Below are 16926 nucleotides of genomic sequence, written 5' to 3' on the forward strand. Positions count from 1 at the left end.
TCGTCTTAATGCTTCGCTAGCGATTTGATCACGTCAGCCACACGGCGATCGGCATCAATGATGGCGGCATCACGCGCAGCCTGTGCCATGGCTTCTAGCTGTGCGCGATCGCGCTGTTCTAATTCTGCGGCTAACCCTTCAACGGTTAGATCCGGTTGCTCAATCATCACGGCAGCACCACACTGCACCAGATGATCGGCATTGAGTGCCTGCTGGCGATCTTTGTGCATGAACGGCACGAAAATCGCGCCGACGCCAGCGGCAGACAGCTCAGAAACCGTCAATGCCCCTGAACGGCACACCACGATATCGGCCCATGCATACGCAGCGGCCACATCGTCAATAAATTCGGTCACGTTGTGCGGCAGTTCGGTTTGTTCGCGATAGGCCCGTTCCGTCTCGGCTTGCGCGCCTTTACCGGCTTGATGCCAGATCGTTACGCGATCGCCCAGTAACCCCGCTACTTTGGGCATCGTCTGGTTCAGGATGCGCGCCCCTTGGCTACCGCCCATCACCAACACTCGGATAGGCCCGTCGCGATCGGCAAAGCGCACGCTCGGCGTCGGCAAGGCCACCACGTCCTGACGAACCGGATTTCCGACCACTTCACGACCCGCAAACGCACCTGGGAAGGCCTGCAGCACATTGGCCGCAATGCGTGACAGCCATTGGTTTGTCAGGCCTGCCACGGCATTTTGCTCATGCAGGATCACGGGTACACCACACAGCCACGCGGCCACGCCACCCGGCCCACTCACATAACCGCCCATACCCAATACGGCATCAGGCTGCCATGCTTTGATATAACGGCGCGCCTGCCAGATCGCACTGACGATCTTAAACGGCGCCGCCAATAAACGGCCAAGCCCCTGCCCACGCAGGCCCTTCACCTTAATAAAATCAATCTCGATACCATGCTTGGGCACCAAATCCGCTTCCATACGATCGGCAGTGCCTAACCAGCGGATCTCCCAGCCTTCTTGCTGCAATTTTTTTGCAACGGCCAGCCCCGGAAACACATGGCCTCCGGTGCCACCAGCCATCACCAGCAAGCGTTTATTCTTGTTCATTGTCTTGTTCTTCTATCGTCGTCGGTTCCGGTCTGTTTTTCGCGGCGATACGCTGCTCATAATCAATCCGGATCAAAATGGCCACCGCAGTCGCCATAATTAACAAACTCGACCCACCGTAACTGATCAGCGGCAAGGTCAACCCTTTGGTCGGCACCATACCGGCTGCGGCCCCGACATTAACCAATGACTGGAAGGCAAACCAGAATGCAAAGCCAAAAGCGAGAAAACCACCGAACAACTGCTCAGTTTGCAAACAACGGCGACCTATCAACAAGGCTTTCACCACCAGCGAGAAGATCAGCAACAGCACTACGGTCACCCCAACTAACCCCAACTCTTCAGCTAAGACGGAGAATACAAAGTCCGTGTGTGCTTCAGGTAGATAAGCAAGCTTCTGAATAGAGTTTCCTAAGCCCTGCCCCAACCATTCGCCACGGCCAAAAGCCATCAGGGACTGCGTCAACTGGTAACCACTACCAAACGGGTTTTCCCACGGATCCAAAAAAGACGTCACTCGCGCCCAACGATAAGGTTCGAATACGATCAATGCGCCAATCAATCCGACCGCTATCACGAGCATGACCATAAACGGTAAGATCCTAGAACCGGCAATAAAGAGCATGCCCACCGTGGTCACAAACATCACCACGAAGGAGCCTAAATCAGGCTGCGCCAGTAACAAGCCCCCCAGTACGATTAAAAGTAAAATAGGTTTTACAAAACCAAACGTGCTTTCTCGTACTTGCTCGTACTGTCGAACCAAATAAGCGGCAATAAAAATAAACAGGGTCAGTTTGGTCAGTTCTGCAGGCTGCAAATTCAACGGACCTAATGGAATCCAGCGAGAGGCCCCGTTAACTGAGTTACCAATAACGAGTACCACACACAATAAAAACATTGAGACCAGAAGCATTTTCCAGCCATGTCGGTGCCAAAACTGGAGAGGGACCATAACCATCCCCGCCGCCAGCCCCAGCGATAGAACTAAAAATGACGCATGACGCAGGGCAAAATAGAACGGAAAATCCGTCAGGCGGGTCGCGATTGGCACAGAAGCCGAGGTCACCATCACCAAGCCGGTCACCATCAGCGCTAAGGCGATCCACACCAGCTGACGGTCATACGGCGCTTGAGCCGCCGGCTTGGCCATCCAGCCAAACACGCCACCGAAGAACGCGCTAAAAGCGTCTTTTACCGCCACGCGCATCAGTGCATCTCACCGATGCGATCTTTTAACGCCTCCGCGAGGGCCACAAAGGCATCGCCACGGGCCATGAAATTGGCGAACTGATCCAAACTGGCGCACGCCGGAGACAACATGATCATATCGCCGGCACGGGCCTGTTGCGCCGCTAAGGTGGTCGCCTCAACTAGGGTGTCAACGGCAACAGACTGCGCCGCCAGCGGCAAGAAAGCCTCACGGTCACGGCCGTAGCAGTACAAGCGCACGTTCATCTCTGCCAGGATTGGCGCAAGCTCGGAAAAGTCCGCGCCTTTGCCGTCACCGCCCACTAAAAGGTGCAATGTGCCGTCAAGGCTCAAACCGCTTAGGGCCGCTTGGGTGCTGGCCAGATTCGTTGCTTTGGAGTCATTGACCCAGCGCACGCCTGCATGGTTAACCACCAACTGGCAACGGTGCGATAGACCTTGGTAACGGCGCAATGCACGACACGACGCAGCGCGATCAATGCCCGCCGCATCCGCCAGCGCTAACGCTGCCAGACTGTTTGCCACATTGTGACGGCCGACTAACGCAATCTCATCAGCCGGCATCAACGCTTCACCGTTAACCGCTAACCATTCGCGGCCCTCGATACGCACCAAGCCATAAGCACGATCATCAAAACCAAAGCTGGTCATGGCGGTATTCACATCGGGTTGAGTCGCCATATCGTCACGGTTAAACACCGCAAGCTCGGCATGGTGGAAGATACGCATCTTGGCTTCGCTGTACTGGCGTAAACCGCCCGGATAGCGATCCATGTGATCTTCCGATAAATTCAGGTACACCGCCGCTTTCAGCGCCAGTGATGAGGTCGTTTCAAGCTGAAAGCTGGATAGCTCCAACACGTACAAATCATGCTGGTTGATCAGCATATCCAATGCTGCAAAACCAATGTTGCCACCCACACCCACGTTGATGCCGGCTTCTTTGGCCATCTCGCCCACCAAGCTGGTCACGGTACTTTTACCGTTTGAACCGGTGATCGCGACAACGGGTTTATCCACCGCACGGGCGAACAATTCGATGTCACCGACAATCTCAACGCCCGCATGGGCCGCTGTCTGCAGCTCTGGCGTCGCCAGCGCAATACCCGGACTGGCGACAATCATGTCTGCCGCCAATAGCCAGTCCATGTTCCACTGGCCGCAGCACAATGCCACACTATCCGGTAGCTGGTCATGACCAGGTGGCGTGTCACGGGTATCAATCACTTTAATATCCATCGACGGAGACAGTCGTAACAGGTGATGAACAACAGACAAGCCCGTCATTCCCAGCCCAATCACAACAACCTTATTTACGCCACCTAAGCCTTTCATTTATCGTACCTTCAATGTCGCCAGTGCAATCAGTACCAGCATCAATGTAATGATCCAGAAACGCACGATCACGCGCGGCTCCGGCCAACCTTTCAATTCGTAGTGGTGATGGATGGGTGCCATGCGGAAAATACGCTGGCCGCGCAGTTTGTAAGAGCCGACCTGCAGGATCACAGAAACCGTTTCCATCACAAACACACCGCCCATCAGTACCAATAGCAGTTCCTGACGCACCAGTACCGCGATGGTACCCAACGCGCCACCCAGAGCCAGAGAGCCAACATCGCCCATGAAGACCTGTGCTGGGTAAGTGTTAAACCACAAAAAGCCCAGACCCGCACCGACAATCGCCGTACACACCACGACCAACTCGCTGGCATCTTTCAGATAAGGGATATGCAGGTATTCTGCAAAGTTCACGTTACCGGTCGCCCAGGCAATGAACGCCATACCGCCCGCCACCATCACGGTTGGCATAATCGCCAGACCGTCCAGGCCATCGGTCAGGTTCACCGCGTTACTGGTGCCGACAATCACGAAATAGGTAAAGACGATGTAGAACAGCCCCAGCTGTGGCATCACATCTTTAAAGAACGGTACCACCAGTTGTGTCGCCACCGTGTCTTGGCCGTGCACATACAGCGCAAATGCGACGCCCAGCGCGATCACCGACTGCCAGAAGTATTTCCAGCGCGCGATCAGACCATCGGTGTTCTTGCGTACCACCTTACGGTAGTCATCCACAAAGCCTACCGCACCGTAGCCGAGCATGACCACGAGCACTGCCCACACATACGGGTTGCTCAGATCGGCCCAGAGCAACACCGTGATCGCAATCGCCGCCAGGATCATGATCCCGCCCATGGTTGGCGTACCACGTTTGCTAAAATGGGATTCCGGACCGTCGTGACGGACAACCTGACCGATTTGCAGCATCTGCAAACGGGCGATCAAGCGCGGGCCCATCCAGAGCGAAATCATCAGTGCGGTTAAGATACTGATGATGGCGCGGAACGTCAGGTATTCAAACAGACGGAAAAAAGGAAAAGTCGGTTCTAGTAAGTCGGCTAACCAGTAAATCATGCTTCTTGTTCCTGCAGTGCCACAATCACATCTTCCATGCGGGAGCTACGCGCCCCTTTTGCCAGCACTGTCACTTGGAGGTTATGTTCGTTGAGTTGTGTCTCGAGTTGCTGTTGCAACGCAGCAATCAAGTCAGCTTTATTGTCAAAATGTCGGCCACCGTTCAGTTCGCTCACCACCTGGCTTGCGCGACCAAAGGTCATGACATCCAGACCACGATGTTGCGCATGCTCTGCTACCTCACGGTGCAAGGCTGCACTGTCATCGCCCAATTCCGCCATGTCGCCCAGAATAAACCAACGTTGCCCGTCAAAACTGTCGAGCAAATCAATCGCGGCTTTTACCGAGGCCACACTGGCATTGTAGGTATCATCAATCAGGCGCAAATTGGTGCGTGGCTCGGTAATATCAACCCGCCCCTTCACACTGGTGACTTGCCCCAAACCGGCTTGTACCTGCGCCGGGGTCGCACCGACCGCCATGGCCATCGCAGCGGCCGCCAACGCATTAGACACGTTATGCTGACCGGCAATCGTCAGGCTGACCGGAAACGCGCCTGAAGGGGTGCGCATTGTAAAACAAGCACGCCCAAGACTGTTAATAATTATGTCATCAGCGGAAAAATCAGCATTTTTTTGCGTTGCAGAGAAGGTCACGAGCTGATGATTGTCCAGCAATGGCTGCCAAGTGGCTTGTGAATGCGAATCCAGATTGATGATGGCGGTAGCGTTATCGCCCGTCAGCCCCTCAAAAATCTCGCCTTTGGCTTTTGCGACTCCGGCCAATGAGCCAAACCCTTCCAGATGGGCAGCCGCCAGGTTATTCACCAGCGCCACTTGTGGCTTCACCAGATGCGTAGTGTACGCGATTTCGTTTTGATGGTTAGCGCCCAGCTCAATCACGGCAAATTCATCGGCCGCCGTCAGGCGCAATAGCGTCAGCGGTACCCCGATGTCGTTATTGAAGTTACCGGCTGTCGCCAAGACTTTGCCTTTTTCGGCCAGAATCGCCGCGACCATCTCTTTGACGGTGGTTTTGCCGCAGCTGCCCGTCAACGCCAAGGTTGTCAGGCCGTGTTGTTCGCTCAGGGTCGCTTTGACCCAGGCGCCTAACTGCCCCAATGCGGCGTGGGTATCGGCCACCACCACTTGTGGCAGCGCCACCGGTAAGTGGCGGCTTACTAAAAGGGCCATCGCCCCGTTCTCACGGGCCGTTTCACAAAAGTCATGGGCGTCAAAACGCTCGCCTTTCAGGGCAATAAACAGGGTGCTTTCTCCGATCTGACGGGTATCGGTCGATACCGCCGTGATCGACGCATCACTGCCGACCAACTCACCCCCAAGGATCTGGGCCAGTTGGGAAAGAGAAACCTGAATCATGCGTGCGCCTCCAGTAATGCTTGTGCCGTTTCGCGATCAGAATAATGAATCGTGCGATCCGCCAGAATTTGATAATCCTCATGCCCTTTGCCTGCCACCAAAATGATGTCGTCAGCACCGGCATGGGTAAATGCCCACTCACAGGCTTGCGCGCGATCGTGCACCACGGCAGCCGTTTCCGGCGCGCTCAAGCCAGCCAGCATATCGGCCATAATGACAGTAGGATCTTCACTGCGCGGGTTGTCGTCGGTCAGAATCACACGGTCGGCCAGTTGCTCTGCCGCCTGTGCCATCATCGGGCGTTTACCGCTGTCACGGTCGCCGCCACAGCCAAAGATACACCACAGCTCGCCGTCACAATGGACGCGCAATGCCTGCAACGCCTTTTCCAATGCATCTGGCGTATGAGCATAGTCAACGACCAGCATAGGTTTGTCAGGCGCTTGAAAAACTTCCATTCGGCCGGTAACGGCTTTCAGTTGCGGCGCGGCGGCCAACAGCGGTGCCATCGGGTGGCCCGTCGCCAGCAAGGTGGCTAACGCCAACATCAGGTTCATCACATTGAAGGCGCCCACTAATGGCGCGCAGAACTCCCCTTCGCCCCAGCTCGAATCAAAGCGGACGGTCACCCCTTGGGTGCTGTAATGTACTTGCTCCAGCCACAACGCCTGCCCGGCCCAGCCTGACAGACTGATTTTTTCCTGTGCCACGGCAACCGCCTCTGGCAAGGTAAGCAACCACTCACGTCCTACCGCATCATCGGCATTGATGATGGCCTTGCCGCAATGGTGGGCGGTAAACAGGGTTTTCTTGGCGCCGGCGTAGCTCGCCATGTCACCGTGGTAATCCAAATGATCACGGCTCAAATTGGTAAAGATGCTGGCCTGAAACTGAAGGGCACTGATACGCCCTTGTACCAGGCCATGGGAAGACACTTCCATCGCGGCGTAATCCGCCCCTTGCTGCACCATCTCTGCCAGCACGTGCGGAATTTCAATGGCGCTGCCCGTGGTATTGGCCGCCGGTACAATCTGTCCGAGCAAACCGTTACCCGTGGTGCCCATGACCCCAGCCTGATGCCCAAGCAAGTTAGCCCATTGTGCCAATAGCTGGCTGATAGTGGTTTTACCGTTGGTGCCGGTCACCGCAATCAGCGACAAGGCTTCATCCGGTGCGCCGTAAAAACGCTTGGCAATGGCAGACAACAATGTGTTCAGCGATGGCAGGGCAATCACCGCCACGCCATTTTGTTCCGTCAGGCTGAACGTGTTGTCGTCGTTGTGGGTCAGCACGGCCGCTGCGCCGTTTTCAATCGCTTTAGCCATGAACTGACGGCCATCTACGCTGTGGCCCTTTATCGCGACAAACACATCGCCCTGCTTGACGTGACGGCTGTCTAACGTCATGCCGCTCACGGATAATGCCGAGACAGACGCAGGTAACGCCTCTGCTTGGAGCCATGGCGCCAACAATGCGCCCAGCGGAGTAGATTGCTTAGATTCCGGCATCACTATGATCTCTATGATTCACGAGGTTCAAATGTTCGAGGGTGCCCGCATCCGGCGGGATATTTAAAATTTGTAAGGCGCTTTCCATCACTTCGGAGAAAATCGGGGCCGCAATCGCACCACCGTAGTATTTGTCCCCTTGCGGCTCGTTCACGACCACGACCATGGCCAAACGCGGATCGCTGATCGGCGCAATACCGGCAGTCATCGCCACGTATTCATCGCTGTAGCCCCCCGCCACCGCTTTTTTCGCGGTACCGGTTTTGGCTCCGACACGGTATCCCGGTACCGCCGCACGCTTCGCACTGCCTTCTTTGTGGGTCACCGTTTCGAGCATATTCAGCAACTTACGGGTGTTTTCTGCCGACACGACCTGACGCCCCGGCACCACCGATTCGGTTTTCAGGATCGACAACGGTCGGCTCACCCCCATCGCACCCAGCGTGGCATACGCGCGCACCAACTGAATAGGCGTCACCGAAATCCCGTAGCCAAACGCCAGAGTCGCGCGTTCAAAGTCAGACCAGCGACGACGATCCGGGAAGAAGCCTTGCGCTTCACCGATCAGGTTAATGCCCGAGGCATCGCCCAAACCGACACTGCTGTACATCCCCAACACCGCATCGATAGGCATCGCCAGTGACAGCTTACTGACACCTATGTTACTGGATTTTTGTAAAATTCGAGCAAGGTTTGCTTTACCAACGCGAGAAACATCACGCACACGGCTGCCGCCGATCTGCATGAGGCCATTACCGGTATCAATCACGGTGTGCTCATCCGCCACGCCATTTTCCAGCGCCGCCAGCACCACAAACGGTTTGATGGTCGAGCCCGGCTCCATGGCATCGGTGATCGCACGGTTACGCATACGGTAACTTTGCAGCTGCTCACGGTTGTTCGGGTTGTAAGACGGCGCATTGACCATGGCCAGCACCTCACCGGTGCGCACATCCACCATCACAATGGATGCGGATGTCGCCTGATAATCGGCCACCGCCTGTTTCACGGCGCGGTAAGCCACGGCCTGCAGACGCTGATCGATACTCAGACTGAGCGGTTTGCCCGGCTCACGTTGTTTCAGAGAGATATTTTCCACCACGCGCCCGTAACGGTCTTTACGCACGGTGCGGCGTCCCGGCTCGCCAGTCAGCCAGCCGTCATAGGTGCGCTCCACCCCTTCCAGGCCGTGACTGTCGATACCCGTCACACCAATCAGATGGGCGCTGACCTCAGCGGCCGGATAGAAACGACGGGACTCGTCTTTCAAGCCAATGCCCCGCAAGCTCAACTTCCTGACATAATCAGCCATCGCCGGACTCACCTGACGCTGCAGGTAGATAAAGCGCCGCTTTTTGTTGTCTTCTAAACGGTCGAGTAATTCTTTGCGATCCAGACCCAAAACATCGGCCAGAGCATACCAGCGTTCACGCTGCGCCAGTCCATCATCTTTAAATATCTCTACAGGGTCGGCCCAGACTGCCTGTACCGGTACACTGACGGCCAGTGGTTCACCATTGCGATCGGAGATGATCCCACGTGCGGATGGCATGGCTTTGACACGCAATGAACGCATGTCCCCTTCTTGGATCAACTTGCCCGGCTCAAGCACCTGAATGTAGGCGGCCCGGGCGATCAGAGCGATCAACGCCAGCGCAACGAAGCCACAAATGACAGTAAAGCGCCACGGGATGAATGCCGGTGGCGCTTTCTGACGTCGCTGGTTCTGCTTGGCTGAACGCTTAAATAGATTCTTCAATTTCATTTACTGCACAATGACTTCATTGTCGCGGGAAGGACGATGCATTTGCATTTCATCCTCGGCCAGACGCTCAATGCGGCTATGCTCAGCCAGTGAATTTTCTTCAAGGATTTGGTTGCGCCATTCAATGTCGAGCTGATCGCGTTCGATCAGCAGTTGCTCTTGCTGGGCAATTAATTGGCGGGAGTTGTGGGTGATGAGCACCACCCCAACCGCAGAACACAACACCAGAACCAACAGCACGAGCGGAAAACGCCCGATGGTCAGGAGATCTTTGCCAATGATTTTAGCGAGATTGTCTGAAGGTTCCGGTGCGACTTTCATACGATTACAAACGCTCAGCTAGACGCAGAACAGAACTGCGCGAGCGCGCGTTTTCTGTGATTTCATCGCGGCTTGGCTTGATCGCTTTACCGACGGCTTTCAGCCCTGCCGAGCCCAGCGCTTTGATTTGCTCTTCCGTCAGCGGCAGACCGGCCGGTACTTCCGGGCCTTTACTTTGCTTGCGGATAAAACGCTTCACCATACGATCTTCCAATGAGTGGAAGCTGATCACTGACAGACGGCCGCCCGGAGCCAATACGCTCATCGCGCCGTTAAGTGCGGTTTCGATCTCATCCAACTCACTGTTGATGTAGATGCGGATCGCCTGGAAACTGCGGGTCGCCGGGTGCTTATGCTTGTCTTTAAACGGTGACACGTCGGCAATCAGTTTAGCCAATTGCGTGGTACGCGTTAGTGGTTCATTTTCTGGGTTTTCGCGGTATTCCACGATGCCACGGGCAATACGCTTGGCAAAACGCTCTTCACCAAATTCACGCAGCACCCATGCGATGTCGTCGGCTTCTGCGGCCGCCAGCCATTCAGCGGCAGATTGGCCAGATGTGGGATCCATACGCATGTCCAGCGGACCGTCACGCATAAAGCTAAAGCCACGCTCAGCGTCGTCCAGCTGTGGCGATGACACGCCCAAGTCCAGCAGCACGCCGTCAACACGGCCGATCAAATCACGCTCTTCCATGTATTTTTCCATGCCAGAGAACGGGCCATGGATAATGTTGAAGCGTGGATCATTGATTTTCGCGGCTTCCGCAATCGCCTGTGGATCACGGTCGATACTGTACAGACGACCATTTTCACCCAGCTGGGAAAGAATCAAACGGCTATGGCCACCACGGCCGAAAGTCCCGTCGATGTAGATACCATCCGGCTTAATTGCTAAGCCATCAACGGATTCATGAAGTAAGACGGAGACGTGCGCAAACTGTTCAGACATAAGGATTCATTCAGCTCTTGTGAAAGCCCGCCAAGCCATCACACAGTGCAACGGCCGGACGTAAACATTTATTAGGAAAGAAATTCAGCGACTTAATGCGTAAAAATGCTTTTTTCATAGCAATTGCCGCAAATTCCCATGGCAAAGTGTACGTATTTGACAAAAAAGATGTCAAGCCAGCACCCGCATTTCTAACAATCTATTGATATTTAGCACCGAAATTTAGTACGAGCAAAACTGTGGGAAAATTTTTTGAGGGGCTGAATACGATAAAAGGTGATGCCACACTTCCAAAGAAGCATCGCATCACCTTTTATACTGAAAGTGGTGAGTTGGCCATATAAGCCGGGTTCTGTTCCGCTTGCGCGGTGGTAACCATTCCTCTAGGCCTGCAATCACTCACAGGCTCAAGCAACCTACCCGTCCCCAACGCGGGCCACGCCATTAGGGACCTATTTGGTCTTGCTCCGGGTGGAGTTTACCGTGCCACGAACTATTACTAGTCGCGCGGTGCGCTCTTACCGCACCCTTTCACCCTTACCTGTGCCTTCCGAAGAAGGCCATCGGCGGTATACTCTCTGCTGCACTGGTCGTAGGCTCGCGCCCCCCAGACGTTATCTGGCACCCTGCCCTATGGAGCCCGGACTTTCCTCCCCCTCGTCAGTCTCCCAAAGGACATCAACGAAGCAGCGGTTACCTTGGCCAACTCAAGCGCGGATTGTATAAGACTTAGGTCACAGTTACCAGTGAAAAAAGCCCTGTGATGCAGAGGTGCTCAAAATACCCGCAACTTCTGCTCCATCATCCGCTTTCTACGCACACACGCCCTTAGTCGAGATGCTCCAAGCCCCACTTGTAAAGGGCATTTTTCTTCACATTGTGGATTTCAGCAGCCAGTGCTGCGGCTTTTTTCAGCGGCAGCTCTTGGGTCAGCAAACCCAGTGTGCGCAGCGCGTCCGCCGGCAAATCTTCTTTTTCTGCACGGTGACCGGCCACCAGCAGCACCATCTCCCCACGGGTACGGTTGCTGTCTTGCTCCAGCCACTCAATCAACTCACCCAATGGCGCGCCATGGAAGGTTTCGTAGGTTTTGGTCAGCTCACGCGCCAAGACCACCTGACGATCCGGGCCCAATACCGCCAGCATGTCGGCCAGCGAGTCCATGATACGGTGAGGGGATTCGTAAAAAATCAGTGTGCGCTCGTCATCCGCCAACGCTTGGAAACGATCGCGACGTCCCTTGCTTTTCGGCGGCAGGAAGCCTTCAAAGCTGAAACGGTCAGACGGTAAACCCGCGCCACTCAGTGCCGTGGTGACCGCACAGGGCCCAGGTAACGGCACAACTTTGACCCCCGCCTGACGACAGCGATTCACAAGATGGTATCCTGGATCACTGATCAATGGCGTACCGGCATCCGACACGAGCGCGATACTGGTACCGGCCTGAAGTTTTTCGATCAAATAGTCAGCTTTTTGCTGTTCGTTATGATCGTGAAGCGCAAAGGTGCGGGTCGAGATCGAAAAATGGGTTAATAGCCGGGATGTATGGCGCGTATCTTCTGCGGCAATCAGGTCCACATTCGCCAACACGTCCAATGCACGCTGTGTAATATCTGCCAAATTACCGATTGGTGTTGGGACGATGTACAAAGTTGCGATGTCTACCGTGCATGAATTGGTCTCACTCATTTGTTTAAGATCTCATCTGCAATTAATATAGAAAGTAATTTGTCACAGTTGAATGAATTCAATGCTCAATTTTACCCATAAGCGTAAAAGTGTATCACGACTGTTCGCCCCTGTAGCCCTTGCCGTGATTTTGGCAGGCTGTGCTACGACAAGTGAGCAACCCGTCGTCGCCACTGATATTACCGCTGCTGCCACCGATACGGCGGCCAATTATCTGATCAAAGCCGAATCCAGTGAAGGTGTTGAAAGCATCAACTGGCACATTCTGGCGCTCAAAGCCTTCATCCAGGAAGGACGCTGGGCACAAGCCGAGCAACAAGTGCAACGCCTGAGCCAAATGAACTTAGGTCCGGTCCAGCTGGCAGAATGGCAACTGGCTCGCGCCACACTGCGCTACCAGCAAGGCCAGCCGCAAGCGGCACTGGACAGCCTGAACTTCCAGCCTTGGTGGACACTGTCGAAAAGCCAGTACGTGCGCTACCACATGCTACGTGCAGAGCTTTACGCGCAAACCCAGCAGCCATTGGCCGCTGCCCGTGAACGTACCATTTTGGATCAGTACCTTGCCCCTGAGCAAAAAGCCGCTAACTGGCAACAACTGTGGCAAGATCTGGCGCTGTACAACAATAATCAGCTACAAACCATCGCGCTCGGTGATGATGAAAGCGTGCTGCGTGGTTGGGTCCAGCTGGCGGTATTGAAAAATACCTACGCCCAGCGCCCTGCCAAGCTAAAGAGCATGGTACAAGACTGGCTGGCACAGCACCCTTACCACCCGGCGAACCAATACCTGCCGGCGGATCTGGATGCCATCATGTCACTGGAAATTGCCCAGATCGACAATGTCGCCCTGCTGCTGCCGCTGTCTGGCCGCTTTGAGAAATCCGGTAAAGCGGTACGAGATGGCTTTATTAACGCCATGCTGGATGACACCGGCCGCGCCGCCGAGACAGAGCTGACGGTCTACGATACGGAAGCGGAATCTATTCCGTCTATCATGAGCAAATTGCAGCAAACCGGTGTGCAGCTGGTGATCGGTCCGCTTCGCAAAGAAAAAATCACCGAGTTTCAGCAAGCTAACCAGGGGCAAATCTCCCTGCTGGCGTTGAATGAACCGGATCAAAGCACCATTAATCAGGGCAACGCCTGCTACTTTGCCCTGTCACCGGAACAAGAAGCAGAACAAGCGGCACGTCACCTGTTTGCCGAAGGCCACCGTTACCCGATGGTGCTGGCACCGGGCAACAGCTTTGGCCAGCGTGTGAGTGATGCGTTCATCAAACAATGGCAGCAACTGACCGGCAATACACCCGCCCAGCGTCAATTCAGCTCGCGCCAGCAGATCCAAAAAGAGATCGCCGGTGTGTTTGGCCTGACCGACAGCCAGGCGCGCATCGATCAGATGAAACAAATTCTGGGCAACAACAGCCTGGAAGGTCAGCCGCGTAGCCGTCGTGATACCGATGCGGTGTACATGATTGCCAATATCAATGAGCTGACGTTGCTTAAACCGTTTATCGATGTGGCCGTGAACCCGGGTGTGAAGCCACCTAGCTTGTACGCCAGCTCGCGCAGCTACCCGAACCGTAACGTCAATACCATGGACATCCGTGGCATCGAGTTCAGCGATATCCCGCTATTGGTGAACGCCAACCAGCACTTTATGGGACAATTTGATGAGCTATGGCCAAACAGCAACAACACCGAAGTGCGTCTGCATGCCTTCGGGATGGATGCCTACAAGATGATCACCGAATTACCGCAAATGCGCGTGGTCGATAACTACACCACCCAAGGTAACACTGGCGTACTGAGCCTGGATAACCAATGTGTGGTACAGCGTGAACTGAGCTGGGCAACCTTTTCCGGTGACGGTATTGAGCCTGCGCAATAAGCGCCAACAAGGGCAACACTATGAAGCCGTGGCGGAAGACTACCTTCGCCGCCACGGTCTCCTTCCCTGCCAACGCAATTTCCAATGCCGCAGCGGCGAAATCGACCTGATCATGCGTGATCGCCGATGCTGGGTCTTTGTCGAAGTCAAATTCCGCAAAAACAACCATTACGGTTCCGGCGCAGACGCGGTAAACTGGCGCAAACAGCAACGCCTGAAACGTGCGGCTTTTTTTTGGCTGCAAAAACAAGGTCATGCTATCGAACACACAGAGTTTCGGTTTGATGTGGTCAGCCTCACCGGCGAACCACCGACAATCGAATGGTTTACCAACACCCTAGTAGAAGGTTGATCCATGCTAGAGAGCATTAAAGAAAGTTTTACCGAAAGCATCCAAACCCAAATTGCTGCCGCCGAGGCCCTGCCCGACGCGATTTCCACAGCAGCTCAGGCCATGGTGCAAAGCCTGCTCAACGGCAACAAAATCCTCTGCTGCGGTAACGGCGGTTCAGCGGCCAATGCCCAGCATTTCGCGGCATGCCTGATCAACCGCTTTGAAACCGAACGCCCTAGCCTGCCGGCATTGGCCCTGACGGCCGATACCATCACGCTATCTGCTATTGCCAATGACTACCACCATGACGAAGTATTTTCGAAGCAGGTACGTGCATTGGGTCAGGCGGGCGATATCCTGTTTGTGCTGTCGACCAGCGGTAACAGCAAGAACATCATTAAAGCGATGGAAGCGGCATTGACCCGTGACATGACCATTATCGCCCTGACCGGTCAGGATGGCGGTGAGATGGCGGGTTTACTGGGCACTCACGATGTTGAAATCCGCATTCCATCACAACGCACCGCCCGTATTCAGGAAGGTCACCTGCTGACGGTTCACTGTCTGTGTGATCTGATTGATAAGGTGCTTTTCCCTCACCACGACGCTTAAGGTATTCAGGATGATTTCCCGTAATTGGCGCTGGCTGTTATGTCTGGTGCTTTTCCCTCTGCTTTCGGCCTGCTCTATCATTGATCCGGCAGATACCCGCTCAGGCTGGCAACAGTGGCATGACACACAAATTGAAATGGAAGTGGGCGGTTTAGCCAATAAGCCCCCGTTCAATGGCCAGACTCGCGTGAACGCAGTGTCAGTGGAAGGCAAAGTATTGTTAGTCGGCCAGGCCGTCAACCAAGGCATCAGTGAACAGCTCGAGCAGCAAGTGCGTGCGATCCCAAACGTGAGTTGGGTGTATAACGAATTGCAGATCCGCCCTTTGCCGCAGCTAGGTGAAGTAAGTCAGGACAGCTGGATCACCACCAAAGTGAAAAGCCAATTGATCGCCAGCAAGCGTCTGCGTGATATCAGCATCAAGGTGATCACTGAAGGTCAGGCCGTGTACCTACTGGGCTATGTTACGGCAGAGCAAGGCGATGTGGCCGCAGATATCACCCGCAATGTCTCAGGGGTGAAGAAAGTGGTTAAGGTGTTTGAGTACCCACAGCCATAACGGCTATAGCGGCAAGAGACAGGCCTTAAAGAACAGATAAAGAAAAACGCAGCCGAGGCTGCGTTTTTTATGAGGCGTTATTTCACCACGCGAAGACTTGGACGACCACGCGGACGTGGCGGCTCATCGTCAGGGTGATCTTCTGCATCTGCCGTCACTTCGGCCAATGGAGAGCTCACCTCTGCAATGTCATCATCTTCGTCGTCTTCGATCTCAATCATGCCACCGTCATACGCTGGCTCAGGCTCAAACATGGTGCCTGCGCCATTTTCACGGGCATAAATCGCCAGTGCAGCATACATCGGTACAATCACAGAGTGAGGACGGCCACTGAAACGGGCATTAAAGCTGATTGCTTCATTGCCTAGTTCCAGGTTACCTACCGCACGCGGCGCAATGTTCAGCACGATCTGACCGTCGCTGACAAATTCCATCGGTACACGTACGCCCGGTAATGTCGCGTCCACCACCAAGTGTGGGGTCAAATCGTTATCCACCAGCCAGTCGTAGAATGCACGTAGCAAGTACGGACGACGTGGTGTCATGCTATCCATCTGCATTATTTGCCAGCCAGACGCATTTCACGTTCTGCTTCAGTCAGTGAAGCCAGGAATGAATCACGCTCAAATACACGTGTCATGTACGCTTTCACTTCCTTCGCGCCAGCGCCTGTTAGCTCGATACCCATTTCAGGCAAACGCCATAGCAATGGGGCCAGGTAACAGTCAACCAAGCTGAACTCTTCGCTCATGAAGTAAGGGAACTCAGCAAATACCGGTGCCAGTGCCAGCAATTCTTCACGAAGTTGCTTACGCGCTTTGTCGGCTTCATCTGCGCTACCTTTGCGCACTTTTTCCGCCAATGAGTACCAGTTACGTTCAATGCGGTACATCATCAGACGACTGTTACCACGGGCAACAGGGTAAACAGGCATCAATGGCGGATGAGGGAAACGCTCATCCAGGTACTCCATGATGATACTTGCTTGGTAAAGTGCAAGCTCACGGTCAACCAGGGTCGGCACTGAGTTGTACGGGTTCAGGTCTAGTAGATCTTCCGGCAGGTTATTTGGATCAACCAGCTCGATTTCAACACTCACACCTTTTTCTGCTAGTACGATACGCACCTGATGGCTGTAGATGTCAGAAGCATCAGAATACAGAGTCATCACCGAGCGTTTATTGGCAGCAACAGCCATTAACCCCTCCAGTAT

Annotated in this window: 16 protein-coding genes and 1 other RNA gene; 4 read left to right on the top strand and 13 right to left on the bottom strand. The window is 54.5% G+C overall.

Translation table 11 applies throughout. The features are described from left to right. Positions 1-5 precede the first annotated feature (5 nt). The 11 genes from murG to rsmI form a co-directional block, all read right to left on the bottom strand. Complete coding sequence (gene murG / locus ABT58_RS02055; protein WP_047872706.1) at positions 6-1070, bottom strand: undecaprenyldiphospho-muramoylpentapeptide beta-N-acetylglucosaminyltransferase; 1065 nt, start codon at positions 1068-1070, stop codon at positions 6-8. Beyond that, on the bottom strand, positions 1057-2280 hold the full coding sequence (ftsW, locus tag ABT58_RS02060) for a cell division protein FtsW (protein WP_047872707.1): 1224 nt from the start codon (positions 2278-2280) through the stop codon (positions 1057-1059). The genes murG and ftsW overlap by 14 nt, the downstream gene beginning before the upstream one ends. After that, a complete protein-coding gene (gene murD / locus ABT58_RS02065; protein WP_047872708.1) occupies positions 2280-3617 on the bottom strand; it encodes a UDP-N-acetylmuramoyl-L-alanine--D-glutamate ligase in 1338 nt (445 codons plus the stop codon). The genes ftsW and murD overlap by 1 nt, the downstream gene beginning before the upstream one ends. Beyond that, entirely contained in the window at positions 3618-4700 is a 1083-nt protein-coding gene (gene mraY / locus ABT58_RS02070; RefSeq protein WP_047872709.1) for a phospho-N-acetylmuramoyl-pentapeptide-transferase, read from the bottom strand. Beyond that, the gene (gene murF / locus ABT58_RS02075; RefSeq protein ID WP_047872710.1) at positions 4697-6079 is read right to left on the bottom strand and encodes a UDP-N-acetylmuramoyl-tripeptide--D-alanyl-D-alanine ligase; all 1383 of its coding nucleotides are present in this window, start codon (positions 6077-6079) and stop codon (positions 4697-4699) included. Before murF ends, mraY begins: the two co-directional genes overlap by 4 nt. Further along, positions 6076-7587 carry a UDP-N-acetylmuramoyl-L-alanyl-D-glutamate--2,6-diaminopimelate ligase gene (gene murE, locus ABT58_RS02080; RefSeq protein WP_047872711.1) on the bottom strand — a complete coding sequence of 504 codons (1512 nt, stop codon included), beginning with the start codon at positions 7585-7587 and terminating at the stop codon, positions 6076-6078. Before murE ends, murF begins: the two co-directional genes overlap by 4 nt. Then, positions 7574-9352 (bottom strand): penicillin-binding transpeptidase domain-containing protein, encoded by a 1779-nt coding sequence (locus ABT58_RS02085; protein ID WP_047872712.1) that lies wholly within the window; start codon positions 9350-9352, stop codon positions 7574-7576. The genes murE and ABT58_RS02085 overlap by 14 nt, the downstream gene beginning before the upstream one ends. Continuing rightward, entirely contained in the window at positions 9353-9673 is a 321-nt protein-coding gene (gene ftsL, locus ABT58_RS02090; protein WP_047872713.1) for a cell division protein FtsL, read from the bottom strand. It abuts the gene before it with no gap. A gap of 4 nt (positions 9674-9677) precedes the next feature. After that, positions 9678-10625, bottom strand: coding sequence for a 16S rRNA (cytosine(1402)-N(4))-methyltransferase RsmH (rsmH, locus tag ABT58_RS02095; RefSeq protein WP_047872714.1), 948 nt, complete (start codon positions 10623-10625; stop codon positions 9678-9680). 325 nt (positions 10626-10950) lie between these two features. Beyond that, an RNA gene (gene rnpB / locus ABT58_RS23340) (RNase P RNA component class A) lies at positions 10951-11334 on the bottom strand. A 119-nt stretch (positions 11335-11453) separates the two neighbouring features. Beyond that, positions 11454-12314, bottom strand: coding sequence for a 16S rRNA (cytidine(1402)-2'-O)-methyltransferase (gene rsmI, locus ABT58_RS02100; RefSeq protein ID WP_047872715.1), 861 nt, complete (start codon positions 12312-12314; stop codon positions 11454-11456). 61 nt (positions 12315-12375) lie between these two features. On the opposite strand from rsmI, the gene ABT58_RS02105 reads away from it, so the two are divergent. Genes ABT58_RS02105 through ABT58_RS02120 form a run of 4 tightly spaced genes read left to right on the top strand, consistent with a single transcriptional unit; the run spans position 12376 to position 15713 of the window. Beyond that, complete coding sequence (locus ABT58_RS02105; protein ID WP_047872716.1) at positions 12376-14208, top strand: penicillin-binding protein activator; 1833 nt, start codon at positions 12376-12378, stop codon at positions 14206-14208. Then, entirely contained in the window at positions 14183-14560 is a 378-nt protein-coding gene (locus ABT58_RS02110; RefSeq protein WP_373300225.1) for a YraN family protein, read from the top strand. The genes ABT58_RS02105 and ABT58_RS02110 overlap by 26 nt, the downstream gene beginning before the upstream one ends. A gap of 3 nt (positions 14561-14563) precedes the next feature. After that, the gene (diaA, locus tag ABT58_RS02115; RefSeq protein WP_047872718.1) at positions 14564-15154 is read left to right on the top strand and encodes a DnaA initiator-associating protein DiaA; all 591 of its coding nucleotides are present in this window, start codon (positions 14564-14566) and stop codon (positions 15152-15154) included. A gap of 10 nt (positions 15155-15164) precedes the next feature. Beyond that, positions 15165-15713: a BON domain-containing protein gene (locus ABT58_RS02120; protein ID WP_047872719.1), complete on the top strand. Its 549-nt coding sequence runs from the start codon at positions 15165-15167 to the stop codon at positions 15711-15713. Positions 15714-15790: 77 nt separating this feature from the next. On the opposite strand, the gene sspB is transcribed toward ABT58_RS02120, so the two are convergent. Both sspB and sspA read right to left on the bottom strand, forming a co-directional pair. Continuing rightward, entirely contained in the window at positions 15791-16273 is a 483-nt protein-coding gene (gene sspB / locus ABT58_RS02125) for a ClpXP protease specificity-enhancing factor (protein ID WP_047872720.1), read from the bottom strand. After that, complete coding sequence (gene sspA, locus ABT58_RS02130; protein WP_047872721.1) at positions 16273-16911, bottom strand: stringent starvation protein SspA; 639 nt, start codon at positions 16909-16911, stop codon at positions 16273-16275. Before sspA ends, sspB begins: the two co-directional genes overlap by 1 nt. Positions 16912-16926: the final 15 nt, after the last annotated feature.

The sequence above is a fragment of the Photobacterium aphoticum genome (assembly GCF_001029435.1).
Lineage (GTDB): Bacteria > Pseudomonadota > Gammaproteobacteria > Enterobacterales > Vibrionaceae > Photobacterium > Photobacterium aphoticum.